Source organism: Streptomyces sp. NPDC093600, from assembly GCF_044764755.1.
Taxonomy (GTDB): domain Bacteria; phylum Actinomycetota; class Actinomycetes; order Streptomycetales; family Streptomycetaceae; genus Streptomyces.
Window position 1 is genome coordinate 183,269 of the sequence record NZ_JBIWIU010000004.1, and the last position, 13,407, is coordinate 196,675.

Genomic DNA, 13,407 nt, shown 5'->3' on the forward strand with positions numbered 1-13,407 from the left:
CAAGTAAAGCACGCGGGTGTTCGACCGCCTGGGGGCTGTCCGAATAGCGGACGCGTTTTCCGCAGCATGCGGACAGTGCGGACGGCCGCCGTCCCCCGGTCGCGCTCCCCGCCCCGGCCGCCCGTGGCCTGCGCGGATGCCGCCGGCCGACCGGTCACGACGGTGTCGGCGGGGAGGAGGGAGCGGCGGCGGGTGTGGTCAAGACCACGGTCCCGTCGCGCCTCCCCGCCGGCCCGGGGAGGCGGGTGGGGGGCGAGCGCATCGGGACGTTCGGGCCGTAATACCCTCGGGGCCATGCTTGACGCCCTGACGGTCGCGGTATCGGTGGCCGCGCTCGCCCTCGCCGCCTGGTGCGGCTTCGCCGCCTACCGGGACCAGCCGACGAAGGACTGGCACTTCATCGGCATGGCCGTGGTGACCGTCCTCGCGCTGGCGCAGCTGGTGGTCGGCATCGTGCAGCTGGCGCGCGGCGAGAAGGCGGACGAGGGCACGACGATCTTCGTGGCGTATCTGCTGGGTGCGCTGTGCGCGGTGCCCGCGGCGGGCTTCATGTCGCTCGCGGAGCGGAGCCGCTGGGGCTCGGCGACGGTGGCGGCCGGGGCGTTCGTGCTCGCGGTGCTCGAAGTGCGTCTCTTCGACATCTGGACGGTGGGCTGACCATGACCGTGACGCGGGAGAAGCAGACGCGGACGCGGCTCGTCCAGGGCCCCGGGATGCTGCTGGTGTGGCTGTACGGAGTGATGTCGGTGGGCGCGGTCTCGCGCTCGATCTACCAGATCGCGACCGAGTTCGACCGGGCGCCGCTCGCGTACGCGCTGTCGGCGGTGGCGGCCGCGGTGTACGCGTTCATCACGTACACGCTGGTCCGCGGCGGGAACACGGCCCGCAGGGCGGCGCTGGTGTGCTGCGCCGCCGAGCTGGTGGGCGTGCTGACCGTGGGGACCTGGACGCTGCTCGACCCGTCCGCGTTCCCGGACGCCACGGTGTGGTCGGACTACGGCTACGGCTACATCTTCATCCCGGTGCTGCTGCCGGTGACCGGTATCTGGTGGCTGCGCCGGGCGCGGGCGGAAGCGGGCTGAGTCAGGCCGCCTTCTCCAGGGTGCGGAAGCCGGCCGAGTCAGGCCGCCTTCTCCAGGGTCACGAGCGTGAGCCGCGGCCCGATCTCGCGGGTGGCGACCGGCTCGTACCCCTTGCGGCGGTAGAGCCGCAGGTTTCCCTCGCTGCGGTGGCCGGTGAAGAGCCGGAAGCGCTTGGCGGCGGGCACCGGGTCGCCGGCGAAGTGGCCCTCGATGGCGTCGAGGAGACGGCCGCCGAGTCCATGGCGCCGCAGCCGGGGATGGACGATCAGCTTGGCGATCCGGACGGTGCCGTCCTCGTCGGCCCGTCCGCGCACGGAGGCGACGATCTCGTCGCCGAGGCGCGCCACGAGGGCGTGGCCCGCGGCGAGTTCGGCGCGCAGGGCGTCCAGCGACTGGGTGAGGGGCTCGATGGACCAGTCGCCGTAGAGCTCGGCCTCGCTCTGGTAACAGAGGTACTGCAGCTTGAGTATGTGCTCCGCGTCCTGCGCGTCTGCCGCTGAGATGGTCACGCTCATGCCCATGTGCGCATGCCTCCCGCTACCTGGTCCGCCGGTCGGTCTCCCGCACCCTTCCCATCGGGCGGGGAGCGGGAACCTCTGCAGCCAGCATTCTGCGCAGACATCCCAGGCAACGGGAACGCATCGGCCCCAGACTGCCCTGTGAGATACCCAACTCCCCTGCGATTTCCCGGTAGGTGGGGTCGGCGGGGTCGAGCATCGCGGTCAGCAGGCGGGGGCAGTGGCCGGGCGTACGGCGCACGGCGGCGCGCAGGGCGCGGCGGCGTTCGGCCGTGAGGGCGGAGCTTTCGGGAGAGGTGTGCGGCGCGGCCGCCTCCTCCCCGTGGTACGGGCGCTCGCGCAGGGCGGTGCGGCGCGCGCGGCGGGCCTCGGCGCGGACGGCCCGGCGCAGCCAGTCGGCAGGGCGGTCGGGGGCCTCGTGGTCCTGCAGCCGCTCCAGGAGCTTGAGCCAGACGGCCTGTTCGAGGTCGTCGGGCTCGACGCCGGCGGCGGGCGCCTCCGCGCGGGACTCGGCCGCGAGGAGAGGGGCGAGGGTGCGCAGGAGGTGGGGATCGGGAGGGGTCATGCCCGCCACGATGCGGTGGCGCCGCGGCGCGGTTGCACGGGGCGGGCCAAACCACCCGGTCGGGGGTTCCGACCGGGTGGCGCGGCGTCAGCCGGTCCGGAAGTCCTGGGCCGCCAGGAGTGCCGTGTCCGGGTTGTCGGAGAAGATGCCGTCAATGCCGGTCGCCAGGTACTTCTTCAGCGCGCCGAAGGAGTCCCCGTACGCCGCCGGGTCGGTGCCGCGGCGGAAGTCGGCGGGGAGGAAGGTGTTTTCGTTGCGGTGGGTGTACGGGTGGAGGATCAGGCCCTCGGCGTGGGCGTCGCGCACCAGCGTGGTCGGCTCGCCCAGCCTGCCGTCCTTGTCCTTGGGGATGACGAGGTCGAGCAGCGGGCCGATGCCCTGCGCGTAGGAGGCGATCCACGCCAGGCCCTCGGGCGTGATCAGGTCGGCGACCGTGCGCGGGTCGCCCGCCTCGCGGAAGTCCCAGGGGCGGTCGTCCGGCGTCCACAGCAGCACCACGCGCGGGGTGGCGACGAGCTTCGCCATCCGCCGCATGCTGGTCGGCTCGAAGGACTGGAGGAACGTCGGCGAGTCGGCGCGGTGGCGTCCGTACCGGCGCAGCAGCCTGGCGAGCCGCTCCTCCAGGCCCAGGCCGAGGGAGCGGAAGTAGGTGGGGTGCTTGGTCTCGACGTGCAGCCAGACCTCCCGGCCGCGGCGGCGGCCCTCCCGCTCGGCCCAGCGCAGCACCTCCTCGAAGGTGGGTATCTCCCAGCGGCCGTCGTAGAGGGTGTTCTCCTGGCGGGTGCCGGGGATGCGCTCCTTGGCACGCAGCGTCTTCAGCTCGGCGAGCGTGAAGTCCTCGGTGAACCAGCCCGTGAGGGAGGTCCCGTCGACGGACTTGGTGGTCCTGCGGGAGGCGAACTCGGGGCGGTCGGCGACATCCGTCGTGCCGGTGATGTCGTTCTCGTGGCGGCAGACCAGATGTCCGTCCTTGGTGGGGACGAGGTCCTGCTCGATGACGTGCGCGCCCATGTCGAGGGCGAGCTGGTAGGAGCCGAGGGTGTGCTCCGGGCGGTAGCCGCTGGCGCCGCGGTGGGCGATGACGGTGGGGACGGGCAGGGAGCGGTAGCCGCGCCCCGTGCCCTTGGCCTCGGCGGCCTGGGCCGCGCCCGTGGGCAGGACCGTCGAGGCGCCCAGTACGGCCGCTCCCGCCGCTCCGAGAACCGTCCGCCGGCCCGGCGTCCGGTGTGCACCCTGTGTCATGAAGGCTCCTTCTGTGTGATGTCCCGCACCTGTCCGTGCCGGTCGGTGGTCGGTCCGACCGTAGGCAGTGACCTCTTACCTCCGGCAGACCCTGGCCGAACATGACGGAAACTCACGTCAACACTGTGTATCCGGTCGGTGAACCCGATGTGCGCACCGTGGTGACCCGCGAGTATCGTCGCCACCTGCACAGACCGCCCGCCCCGACACCGGAGGAACCGTTGTCCCGTCTCGCACTCATCAAGGCAGTGCTCGGACCGATCCTGCGCCTGATGTTCCGTCCACGTGTGGAGGGCGCCGAGAACATCCCGGGGACGGGTCCGGTCATCCTGGCGGGCAACCACCTCACCTTCATCGACTCGATGATCATGCCGATCTGCACGGACCGTCCGGTCTTCTTCATCGGCAAGGACGAGTACGTGACCGGCAAGGGCTTCAAGGGCCGGCTGATGGCCTGGTTCTTCACCAGTGTCGGCATGATCCCGGTCGACCGCGACGGCGGGCGCGGCGGTGTCGCGGCGCTGATGACGGGGCGCCGGGTGCTGGAGGAGGGCAAGATCTTCTCGATCTACCCGGAGGGCACCCGCTCCCCCGACGGCCGGCTGTACCGGGGCCGTACGGGCATCGCGCGGCTCACGCTGATGACGGGCGCGCCGGTGGTGCCGTTCGCGATGATCGGCACGGACAAGATCCAGCCGGGCGGGGCGGGGCTGCCGCGGCCGGGGCGGGTGACGGTCCGGTTCGGTGAGCCGATGGAGTTCTCGCGGTACGAGGGGATGGACCGGGACCGCTATGTGCTGCGGGCGGTGACGGACTCGGTGATGTCCGAGGTGATGCGGCTCTCCGGCCAGGAGTACGTGGACATGTACGCCACCAAGGCGAAGGCCGCGTAGCCGTTCTGAGCGGGTAGGCCACGGGCCGGGGTCCTTGAACAAGGACCCCGGCCCGTGGCGTTGAGCCGCTTTCAGGGGTTTACGGGTGCTCCACCCCGTCCTCCAGCTTCTGGCCCTTCAGGAGGAACCAGGCCGCCACCGAGGCCGCGAGCAGAACCGCCGCTCCGACGCCCGCCGCGATGTTCAGGCCGTCGACGAAGGCGTCCTGGGCCGTGGAGACCAGGGCGTTCGCCGCGTCCGGGGCGAGGCCCGTGGAGGCCTCGACCGCACCGCCGAGCGACTCGTGGGCGGCGGCGGCGGTGTCGGAGGGGACGCCCGCCGGGGCCGGGAAGTCCCGGTAGACGCCGGTGACGATCGAACCGAGGAGCGCGATGCCGAGCGCCGCGCCCAGTTCGTACGCGGTCTCGGAGACGGCGGAGGCCGAACCCGCCTGCTCCTTGGGCACGCTGGAGAGGATCACGTCGGCGGTCACGGTGAAGGAGAACCCGGCGCCGAGGCCGACGACGAGCAGGGCGGCGCCGAGCAGCGGGTAGCCGGTCTCCCGGTGGACCAGGGTGATGACGGCGAGCGCGAGTCCGATCGCGGCGAGACCGCCGGCCACGATGCCCCGTACGGAGAACCGCCGGGCGTAGCGGCCCGCGAGCAGACCGGTGACCACCGCGCCGACGGCGGCGGGCAGTTCGGCCAGGCCGGCCTCCAGCGGCTCACGGCCCTGGACGAGCTGGAGGAACTGGGAGAGGAAGAAGACAAGGCCGGAGAGTCCGAAGACGGTGAGCAGGTCGGCAAGGACGGCGCCCGAGAAGCCGCGGTGCTTGAACAGCCGCATGTCGAGCAGCGGCGCGGTCAGCGCGTACTGCCGGCGGACGAAGGCGTAGAGGGCAGCGGCGCCGATGACGGCGGCGGCCACGACGTCCACGGACACGCCGTGGGAGGCGAGCTCCTTGACCGCGTAGACGACGCCGATGATGCCGACGAGCGAGAGGCCGACGCTGATCAGGTCCCAGGGCCCGGCGACCGGGTTCTTGGACTCGGGGAGCAGCTTGATGCCGACCAGGACCAGGACCGCCATCACGGGCAGGTTGATGAGGAAGACCGAGCCCCAGTAGAAGTGCTGGAGCAGCGCTCCGCCGACGACCGGGCCGATGGCCGCGCCGGCCGAGGCGGTGGCGCCCCAGATGCCGATGGCGAGGCTGCGCTCCTTGGGATCGTGGAAGATGTTCCGGATCAGCGCCAGGGTCGACGGCATCAGGGTCGCGCCGGCGACACCGAGCAGCGCGCGGGCCACGATCATCATCTCGGGGCTGGTCGCGTACGCGTTGAGCACGGAGACGGCGCCGAAGGCGGTCGCGCCGATCAGGAGCAGCTTCTTGCGGCCGATCCGGTCGCCGAGGGAGCCCATGGAGACGAGCAGGCCGGCGATGACGAAGGAGTAGATGTCGCCGATCCAGAGCAGCTGGGTGCCGGACGGCTTGAGGTCCTCGCTGAGGGAAGGCGTCGCCAGGCCGAGTACGGTGGCGTCCACGGCGACCAGCAGGACGGCCAGGACGAGAACCGAGAGCGCGAGCCAGCGGCCGGGGCTCTTCACCACCGTCCCCGTCGTCGGGCTCAACTGCTGGGTGCTGGTCATTTCTCCACGCTCCGTCGTGCGCCACCGAGCAGGAGCTCGGTGATCATGTACTGAAAGTCCTTTGTCGCGACCCGGCCGTCCATCACGGACCAGGCACAGGCCGAGACGAGGCCGTAGAGGGCCTCGGTGAGCCAGGCGGGGCTCAGGTCGATCCTGAAGGTGCCTTCCTCCTGGCCGCGCCTGAAGAGGGCGCTGACCCTCGCGTCGAGCCGGGCCCAGCCTTCGTCGACCTGGTCGCCCTCGAAGAGCTGGTTCTCGGTGACGAGGAAGGCCAGCAGCTGCGCGTTGGGCTCGGTTTCGGCGACGAGCCGCCGCAGCGCCTCGTCGGCCGGACCGTCGTCGAGGCGTGCCGCGTCGCACGCGGCCTCGAACTCCTGGAGCCCCATCGCCTCCAGCGCCCTGACCAGCGCATCCCGCCCGGCGAAGTGCCGGTGCAGGGTGGCGCGGCCGATACCGGCGGCCCGGGCGACCTCGTCCATGGTGGCGGTCGATTTCCGGGAGAGCAGGGCGGCGGCGGTGCGGAGCACCTGGGTGCGATCGACTGACATGAGACAACCATACACCGAATGAGACGTTGATGTCTCACCGATAATTCGACGCCTCATCGAGGGGCGGAAAGGGATGCTGTGATCATGACGAAGCCGCTGCTGCTGATCGACGTGGACGGGCCGCTGAACCCTTATGCGGCGCGGGCCCAGCGCCGTCCCGAGGGGTACGCCACGCACCGGATACGGCCGGACGGCTGGTTCGGGACGAAGCCGCTGCGGGTGTGGCTCAACCCCGCGCACGGCGGCGAGCTGCTCGCGCTGGCGGAGGCGTACGAGCTGGTCTGGGCGACGACCTGGAAGGGCGAGGCCAACTGGGGGTCCCCCCACGCCCCCAGGGCGTAGGGGGAGGATAGGGCCGCATCTCGGGCTGCCGGAGCTGCCGTTCATCGACTGGCCGAAGATGCACGGAGCCGCCCCGCGCGGGACGTTCTGGAAGACGCAGTACATCCTGGAGTACGCGGCCGGGCGGCCGTTCGCCTGGGTGGACGACGACATCACGTCGTACGACCACGAGTACGTGGAACAACGGCACAGCGCCGCCGCCCTGTTGCTGCACGTCGATCCCCGGATGGGGCTGATCCGGCCGGACTTCGACGCGCTCGCGGAGTGGGCGGCGGCGCTGTGACGGTCGTGCGGGCTACTGCTTGGCGGTGGCCCAGGCGTGCTGGATCACCAGGTCGGCCTTGACCTCGACCAGCTGGGCGGCGACCGCCGACGGGGCCGTGCCGCCACGTCCGTCGCGGGAGGCGAGGGCGCCGGGGACGTTGAGGACCGTGCGGACCTCGGGGGTCAGGTGCGCGGAGATCTTGGCGAACTGGTCGTCCGTGAGCTCGTCCAGCTCCTTGCCCTCCGCCTCGGCGACCTTCACGCACTCGCCGGCGACCTCGTGCGCCACCCGGAAGGGCACGCCCTGCTTGACCAGCCACTCGGCGACGTCGGTGGCGAGTGAGAAGCCGGCCGGGGCCAGCTCCTCCATGCGCTCCCGGTTGACGGTGAGCGTGGCCATCATGCCGGTGAAGGCCGGGAGCAGGATCTCCAGCTGGTCGCAGGAGTCGAAGACCGGCTCCTTGTCCTCCTGAAGGTCCCGGTTGTACGCGAGCGGCAGCGCCTTCAGGGTGGCCATCAGGCCCGTGAGGTTGCCGACCAGACGGCCGGACTTGCCCCGGGCCAGCTCGGCGATGTCCGGGTTCTTCTTCTGCGGCATGATCGACGAACCGGTGGAGAAGGCGTCGTGCAGGGTCACGAAGGAGAACTCCTTCGTGTTCCAGATGATGATCTCCTCAGCGATGCGGGAGAGGTTCACGCCGATCATCGCCGTGATGAAGGCGAACTCGGCGACGAAGTCGCGCGAGGCCGTGCCGTCGATCGAGTTCCCGACCGAGCCGCGCTCGAAGCCGAGGTCCTTGGCGACCGCCTCCGGGTCCAGCCCGAGCGAAGAGCCGGCCAGGGCGCCGGAGCCGTACGGCGAGACGGCCGTACGGGTGTCCCACTGACGCAGCCGCTCGGCGTCCCGCGAGAGCGCCTGGACGTGGGCGAGGACGTGGTGGGCGAAGAGCACCGGCTGCGCGTGCTGGAGGTGCGTACGGCCCGGCATCGCGACGTCCGGGTGCGCCTCCGCGAGGCCGACGAGCGCGTCCTGGAGGTCGGCGATCAGACCGCCGATGATCCGGGCGTGGTCGCGCAGGTACATCCGGAAGAGGGTGGCGACCTGGTCGTTGCGGGACCGGCCCGCGCGCAGCTTGCCACCGAGGTCGGGGCCGAGGCGCTCCAGGAGGCCGCGCTCCAGGGCGGTGTGCACGTCCTCGTCGGCGACGGTGCCGACGAAGGAGCCGTCGGCCACGTCGGCCTGGAGCTGGTCGAGGCCGGCGAGCATGCGCGTCAGCTCGTCCTCAGTGAGCAGCCCCGCCCGGTGGAGCACGCGCGCGTGGGCGCGGGAGCCGGCGATGTCGTACGGCGCGAGGCGCCAGTCGAAGTGCACCGAGGCCGACAGCTTCGCCAGGGCCTCGGCCGGGCCGTCGGCGAACCGGGCGCCCCAGAGCCGGACGTCACCGTTGTTGCTGCTCACAGCTGCTGCTCCTCAAGAGGGTGGGTGTACGGCCGCCTCCCTGCGCGGAGATACGGGGAGGCGGCTGTGGAACGAGTCGCGCTCGGACGAGGTCACGCCGCGCGGGAGGGGCGGGTGCGGACGCCGATGGGCATAAGTATGCAGAGGTCCGCATGATTCGTCAATGCCGTCGTGTGGGCAGGCGATGTCACGGTGAACCTGGGACGGCCTGGCGACCCCGCCGCTCCCGCTGCCGACGCGTACCGACTGACCGTTCGGACGCGTCGGACCGGCGTCTCGGGCGCGGCGCGCGTACGGTCCGGAGCATGCGCACCGCTCTCGTCCTCGCGTCCGCCCTGCTCGTCGCGGTCCCGCCGGTGCACGGTGAACCGCTGCCCGCGCGGATGGCCGACACCGGCGGGGGTACGCAGCTGATCACGGCCGAGGCGCCGGACGCCCGGTCCACCACCGGGACCGTCACCTGGTGGGACCGGCGCGGCGCGCGATGGGTCGAGGCGGGCTCCGCGCCGGCCAGGTTCGGCGCGAACGGGCTGGTGGAGGGCGACCGGCGCCGGCAGGGGACCGACACGACGCCGGCCGGCCTCTACGACCTTCCGTACGCCTTCGGGATCAAGACCCCGCCGCCCGGGACGCGTTCGCCCTTCGTCCGCGTCACGGACCGGTCCTGGTGGTGCCAGGACAACGACTCGCGTGCGTACAACCGGTGGGTCGAGGGACTGCCCGACGACTGCCGGGCGACCGAGGCCGAGCATCTCGTCTCGTACGGCACGCAGTACGCGCACGCCCTGGTGATCGGGTTCAACTACGCCCGGCCCGTGCGCGGGCGCGGCGCCGGGATCTTCCTGCACGTCGACGGGCGCGGTGCGACGGCCGGTTGTGTGTCCGTACCGGCGGAGGCGATGCGAAGGATCCTGGCCTGGGCCGACCCGGCGCGACGCCCGCACATCGCGATCGGCACCCGGGAGGGCCGGACGGCGATCGCCCGGTACTGAACCGCCGGCATCGCCCGGTACTGAACCGCCGTCGGCTCCGTCAGCCCTCCTTCTGCGCGAGCCGCAGCAGATGGTCGGCGAGTGCCTGGCCGCCCGCCGGATCGCGGGAGATCAGGAGCAGGGTGTCGTCGCCCGCGATCGTGCCGAGGATCGCGTGGAGTTCTGCCTGGTCGATGGCGGACGCGAGGAACTGGGCGGCCCCCGGCGGGGTCCGCAGCACCACGAGGTTGGCGGACGCCTCCGCGGAGATCAGCAGTTCGCCGGAGAGGCGCCGCATGCGCTCCTCCTTGGCGGACTCGCCGAGCGGCGCCTGCGGGGTGCGGAAACCGCCCTCGCTGGGCACCGCGTAGATCAGCTCGCCGCCCGTGTTGCGGATCTTCACCGCGCCCAGCTCGTCGAGGTCGCGGGAGAGCGTCGCCTGGGTGACGCTCAGCCCGTCGTCCGCGAGGAGCTTGGCCAGCTGGCTCTGGGAGCGGACCGGTTGCCGGTTGAGGATGTCGACGATCCTGCGGTGGCGTGCCGTGCGGGTCTGCGGAACGGACGGCCCTCCCCCAGGCTCCGCCGCCCGCGGGGACCCCCAGTGCTCGGTTTCCTGCGCGTCGGTCATCGTCGTCTCATTCTCCGGTTCATCCTTCCCCGTTCACCGCTCCGTCGAGGACCCCCGCGAACACCTCCAGGAAGGCGTCCACCTCCGCGTCCGTGATGATCAGTGCCGGCATGAGCCGTACGACATCGGGAGCGGGCGCGTTCACCAGGAGGCCGGCGTCCTGAGCCGCCTGCTGCACCCGGGGTGCGAGGGACTCGGTGAGCACGATACCCAGCAGCAGGCCCGCGCCGCGGACGTGGGAGACCAGAGGGTGCTTCAGACCCTCGATTCCGCCGCGCAGCCTCTCGCCGAGGCGCTTGACCTCGTCAAGCGCCGCGTCGGCGGCGAGGGTGTCCAGGACCGCGAGTCCGGCGGCGCACGCGACCGGGTTCCCGCCGAAGGTGGTGCCGTGGTGACCGGGCTTGAGCAACTCGGCCGCCTCGCCGAAGGCGACGGTCGCACCGAGCGGCAGGCCGCCGCCCAGGCCCTTGGCGAGGGTCACGATGTCGGGGTCGACGCCGTCATGGCCCTGGTACTCGAACCAGGTGCCGCACCGGCCGACCCCCGTCTGGACCTCGTCGAGGACCAGGAGGGTGCCGGTGGCGCGGGTGATCTCGCGGGCGGCCCGGAGGTAGCCGACGGGCGGGACGACGACGCCGTTCTCGCCCTGGATCGGCTCGATGATCACGAACGCCGTCTCCTCGGTGACGGCGGCCCGCAGGGCCTCCACGTCTCCGTACGGCACATGCGTGACGTCACCGGGCAGCGGCAGGAACGGGGTCTGCTTGCCGGGCTGGCCGGTGAGGGCGAGGGAGCCCATGGTCCGGCCGTGAAAGCCGCCCTCGGTGGCGACCATATGGCTGCGGCCCGTCAGCCGGCCGATCTTGAAGGCGCCTTCGTTGGCCTCGGCGCCGGAGTTGCAGAAGAAGACCCGTCCCGGGCGGCCGAAGAGCTGGAGCAGCCGCTCGGCGAGGGCGACGGGCGGCTCGGCGACGAAGAGGTTGGAGACATGCCCGAGGGACGCGACCTGCCGGGACACCGCCTCGACGACCGCCGGATGGGCGTGGCCGAGCGCGTTGACGGCGATGCCGCCGACGAAGTCGAGGTACTCGTTTCCGTCCGCGTCCCAGACCCTGGCTCCCTCGCCGCGGACTAGCGGCAGCCGGGGCGTGCCGTAGTTGTCCATCAGCGAGCCCTGCCACCGCAGGCTCAGTTCCTCGTTGGTCACGGCTCCCCCTGTCCGTCCGGCACGACCATCGTGCCGATGCCCTCGTCGGTGAAGATCTCCAGCAGGATGGAGTGCTGCACCCGGCCGTCGATCACACGGGCCGTCGTGACCCCGTTGCGCACGGCGTGCAGACAGCCCTCCATCTTCGGGACCATGCCGCTGGAGAGCTCCGGCAGCAGCTTCTCCAGCTGGCTCGCGGTGAGCCGGCTGATGACCTCGTCGCTGTTCGGCCAGTCCTCGTAGAGGCCCTCGACGTCGGTCAGGACCATCAGGGTCTCGGCGCCCAGCGCCGCAGCGAGTGCCGCAGCCGCCGTATCAGCATTGACGTTGTAGACATGTCCGTCGTCCTCGGAGCGGGCGATGGAGGAGATGACCGGGATCCGGCCGTCCTCCAGGAGCGCCTCGATGGCGCCGGTCTCGATGGCGGTGATCTCGCCGACCCGGCCGATGTCGACCTGTTCGCCGTCGATGACCGGCTGGTGCTTGGTGGCCGTGATGGTGTGCGCGTCCTCGCCGGTCATACCGACCGCGAACGGGCCGTGCTGGTTGAGCAGTCCGACGAGCTCGCGCTGGACCTGGCCGGCGAGGACCATCCGTACGACGTCCATCGCCTCCGGGGTCGTGACCCGCAGTCCGGCCTTGAACTCGCTGACCAGCCCCGCCTGATCGAGCGCGGCACTGATCTGCGGGCCGCCGCCGTGCACGACGACCGGCTTGAGACCGGCGTGGCGCAGAAAGACGACGTCCTGGGCGAAGGCCGCCTTGAGATCCTCGTCGATCATGGCGTTGCCGCCGAACTTGATCACGACGGTCTTCCCGTGGTGCCGGGTCAGCCAGGGCAGCGCCTCGATGAGGATCTGCGCCTTGGGGAGCGCGGTGTGCTTACGGGTACCGGTCATGAGGAGTACGCGCTGTTCTCGTGGACGTAGTCGGCGGTCAGGTCGTTGGCCCAGATCACGGCGGACTCGGAGCCGGCGGCGAGGTCGGCGGTGATGGTGACCTCCCGGTAGCGCATGTCGACGAGGTCGCGGTCCTCGCCGACCGAGCCGTTCTTGCAGACCCAGACGCCGTTGATGGCGACATTGAGCTGGTCCGGGTCGAAGGCCGCCCGCGTCGTGCCGATGGCGGAGAGCACCCGGCCCCAGTTGGGGTCCTCGCCGTGGATGGCGCACTTGAGGAGGTTGTTACGGGCGATGGAGCGGCCCACCTCGACGGCGTCGTCCTCGGTCGCCGCGTTGATCACCTCGATACGGATGTCCTTGCTGGCGCCCTCGGCGTCGCCGATGAGCTGGCGGGCGAGGTCGTCGCAGACGGTCCGTACGGCCTCGGCGAACTCGTCCTGCGCGGGCGAGACGCCGGAGGCGCCGGAGGCGAGCAGGAGGACGGTGTCGTTGGTGGACATGCAGCCGTCGGAGTCGACGCGGTCGAAGGTCACCTTCGTCGCGTGCCGCAGCGCAGCGTCCAGACCGGGGGCGTCGACGTCGGCGTCGGTGGTGAGGACGACGAGCATGGTGGCGAGGCCGGGGGCGAGCATGCCCGCGCCCTTGGCCATGCCGCCGACCGTCCAGCCGTCCTTCGTCACCACGGCCGTCTTGTGGACGGTGTCGGTGGTCTTGATGGCGATGGCGGCCTTCTCGCCGCCGTGCTCGGAGAGCTCCCCGGCGGCCTTCTCGACCCCCGCGAGGACCTTGTCCATGGGGAGCAGCAGCCCGATGAGCCCGGTCGACGCGACGGCGACCTCACCGGCGCCGATCTCCGTACCCGCCGCGCTCAGGACCTCGGCGACCTTCTCGGCGGTGGCGTGGGTGTCCTGGAAGCCCTTCGGACCCGTACAGGCGTTGGCACCACCGGAGTTGAGCACGACCGCGGCCAGCTCGCCGGTGGCCAGCACCTGCTGGGACCACAGGACGGGCGCGGCCTTGACCCGGTTCGAGGTGAAGACGCCCGCGGCGGCGCGACGGGGCCCGTTGTTGACCACGAGGGCCAGATCCGGGTTGCCGTTCTCCTTGATCCCGGCGGCGATACCCGCGGCCGTGAATCCCTTCGCTGCGGTGACGCTCA

14 protein-coding genes and 1 pseudogene are annotated in these 13,407 nt (G+C 71.5%); 5 read left to right on the plus strand and 10 right to left on the minus strand.

Annotated features, from left to right (window positions below; translation table 11 throughout):
* Positions 1 to 294: 294 nt before the first annotated feature.
* On the plus strand, positions 295 to 657 hold the full coding sequence (locus ACIRB4_RS13550; protein ID WP_403290806.1) for a hypothetical protein: 363 nt from the start codon (positions 295 to 297) through the stop codon (positions 655 to 657).
* Between the two features lie 2 nt (positions 658 to 659).
* The gene (locus ACIRB4_RS13555) at positions 660 to 1,082 is read left to right on the plus strand and encodes a hypothetical protein (protein ID WP_403290808.1); all 423 of its coding nucleotides are present in this window, start codon (positions 660 to 662) and stop codon (positions 1,080 to 1,082) included.
* A gap of 38 nt (positions 1,083 to 1,120) precedes the next feature.
* Here the strand turns inward: ACIRB4_RS13555 and ACIRB4_RS13560 are convergent, their stop codons facing one another.
* The 3 genes from ACIRB4_RS13560 to ACIRB4_RS13570 form a co-directional block, all read right to left on the minus strand.
* Positions 1,121 to 1,603, minus strand: coding sequence for a GNAT family N-acetyltransferase (locus tag ACIRB4_RS13560; RefSeq protein ID WP_403290811.1), 483 nt, complete (start codon positions 1,601 to 1,603; stop codon positions 1,121 to 1,123).
* Positions 1,604 to 1,619: 16 nt separating this feature from the next.
* Positions 1,620 to 2,165 carry a sigma-70 family RNA polymerase sigma factor gene (locus ACIRB4_RS13565; RefSeq protein WP_403290814.1) on the minus strand — a complete coding sequence of 182 codons (546 nt, stop codon included), beginning with the start codon at positions 2,163 to 2,165 and terminating at the stop codon, positions 1,620 to 1,622.
* Between the two features lie 87 nt (positions 2,166 to 2,252).
* Complete coding sequence (locus ACIRB4_RS13570; RefSeq protein ID WP_403290817.1) at positions 2,253 to 3,407, minus strand: glycerophosphodiester phosphodiesterase; 1,155 nt, start codon at positions 3,405 to 3,407, stop codon at positions 2,253 to 2,255.
* A gap of 221 nt (positions 3,408 to 3,628) precedes the next feature.
* On the opposite strand from ACIRB4_RS13570, the gene ACIRB4_RS13575 reads away from it, so the two are divergent.
* Entirely contained in the window at positions 3,629 to 4,300 is a 672-nt protein-coding gene (locus tag ACIRB4_RS13575; RefSeq protein WP_329122715.1) for a lysophospholipid acyltransferase family protein, read from the plus strand.
* A gap of 79 nt (positions 4,301 to 4,379) precedes the next feature.
* Here ACIRB4_RS13575 and ACIRB4_RS13580 read toward each other — a convergent pair whose 3' ends face one another.
* Positions 4,380 to 5,927 (minus strand): MFS transporter, encoded by a 1,548-nt coding sequence (locus ACIRB4_RS13580; RefSeq protein WP_403290820.1) that lies wholly within the window; start codon positions 5,925 to 5,927, stop codon positions 4,380 to 4,382.
* Positions 5,924 to 6,475, minus strand: coding sequence for a TetR/AcrR family transcriptional regulator (locus ACIRB4_RS13585; RefSeq protein ID WP_403290823.1), 552 nt, complete (start codon positions 6,473 to 6,475; stop codon positions 5,924 to 5,926). Before ACIRB4_RS13585 ends, ACIRB4_RS13580 begins: the two co-directional genes overlap by 4 nt.
* A gap of 84 nt (positions 6,476 to 6,559) precedes the next feature.
* On the opposite strand from ACIRB4_RS13585, the pseudogene ACIRB4_RS13590 reads away from it, so the two are divergent.
* Positions 6,560 to 7,100 (plus strand): annotated as a pseudogene (locus ACIRB4_RS13590) (hypothetical protein).
* A gap of 12 nt (positions 7,101 to 7,112) precedes the next feature.
* Here ACIRB4_RS13590 and argH read toward each other — a convergent pair.
* Positions 7,113 to 8,540, minus strand: a complete 1,428-nt coding sequence (gene argH, locus ACIRB4_RS13595) for an argininosuccinate lyase (protein ID WP_403290826.1) — start codon at positions 8,538 to 8,540, stop codon at positions 7,113 to 7,115.
* 305 nt (positions 8,541 to 8,845) lie between these two features.
* Here argH and ACIRB4_RS13600 point away from each other — a divergent pair, with 305 nt between their 5' ends.
* Entirely contained in the window at positions 8,846 to 9,532 is a 687-nt protein-coding gene (locus tag ACIRB4_RS13600; protein WP_403290828.1) for a L,D-transpeptidase, read from the plus strand.
* Between the two features lie 40 nt (positions 9,533 to 9,572).
* On the opposite strand, the gene ACIRB4_RS13605 is transcribed toward ACIRB4_RS13600, so the two are convergent.
* From ACIRB4_RS13605 to argJ, 4 genes are all read right to left on the minus strand, one after another.
* Positions 9,573 to 10,139 carry an arginine repressor gene (locus ACIRB4_RS13605; protein ID WP_403290831.1) on the minus strand — a complete coding sequence of 189 codons (567 nt, stop codon included), beginning with the start codon at positions 10,137 to 10,139 and terminating at the stop codon, positions 9,573 to 9,575.
* 19 nt (positions 10,140 to 10,158) lie between these two features.
* Complete coding sequence (locus ACIRB4_RS13610; protein WP_403290834.1) at positions 10,159 to 11,346, minus strand: acetylornithine transaminase; 1,188 nt, start codon at positions 11,344 to 11,346, stop codon at positions 10,159 to 10,161.
* A complete protein-coding gene (gene argB / locus ACIRB4_RS13615; protein ID WP_403290837.1) occupies positions 11,343 to 12,245 on the minus strand; it encodes an acetylglutamate kinase in 903 nt (300 codons plus the stop codon). Before argB ends, ACIRB4_RS13610 begins: the two co-directional genes overlap by 4 nt.
* Positions 12,242 to 13,407, minus strand: a 1,166-nt coding sequence (argJ, locus tag ACIRB4_RS13620) for a bifunctional glutamate N-acetyltransferase/amino-acid acetyltransferase ArgJ (protein WP_403290839.1), incomplete at its 5' end; no start/stop codon positions are given. The genes argB and argJ, both read right to left, overlap by 4 nt.

Bases quoted from the DNA above. Each gene is read 5' to 3' on its own strand.
- ACIRB4_RS13550 (WP_403290806.1), top strand. From the start codon at position 295: ATGCTTGACGCCCTGACGGTCGCGGTATCGGTGGCCGCGCTCGCCCTC.
- ACIRB4_RS13555 (WP_403290808.1), top strand. From the start codon at position 660: ATGACCGTGACGCGGGAGAAGCAGACGCGGACGCGGCTCGTCCAGGGC.
- ACIRB4_RS13560 (WP_403290811.1), bottom strand. From the start codon at position 1,603: ATGGGCATGAGCGTGACCATCTCAGCGGCAGACGCGCAGGACGCGGAG.
- ACIRB4_RS13565 (WP_403290814.1), bottom strand. From the start codon at position 2,165: ATGACCCCTCCCGATCCCCACCTCCTGCGCACCCTCGCCCCTCTCCTC.
- ACIRB4_RS13570 (WP_403290817.1), bottom strand. From the start codon at position 3,407: ATGACACAGGGTGCACACCGGACGCCGGGCCGGCGGACGGTTCTCGGA.
- ACIRB4_RS13580 (WP_403290820.1), bottom strand. From the start codon at position 5,927: ATGACCAGCACCCAGCAGTTGAGCCCGACGACGGGGACGGTGGTGAAG.
- ACIRB4_RS13585 (WP_403290823.1), bottom strand. From the start codon at position 6,475: ATGTCAGTCGATCGCACCCAGGTGCTCCGCACCGCCGCCGCCCTGCTC.
- ACIRB4_RS13600 (WP_403290828.1), top strand. From the start codon at position 8,846: ATGCGCACCGCTCTCGTCCTCGCGTCCGCCCTGCTCGTCGCGGTCCCG.
- ACIRB4_RS13605 (WP_403290831.1), bottom strand. From the start codon at position 10,139: ATGACCGACGCGCAGGAAACCGAGCACTGGGGGTCCCCGCGGGCGGCG.
- argB (WP_403290837.1), bottom strand. From the start codon at position 12,245: ATGACCGGTACCCGTAAGCACACCGCGCTCCCCAAGGCGCAGATCCTC.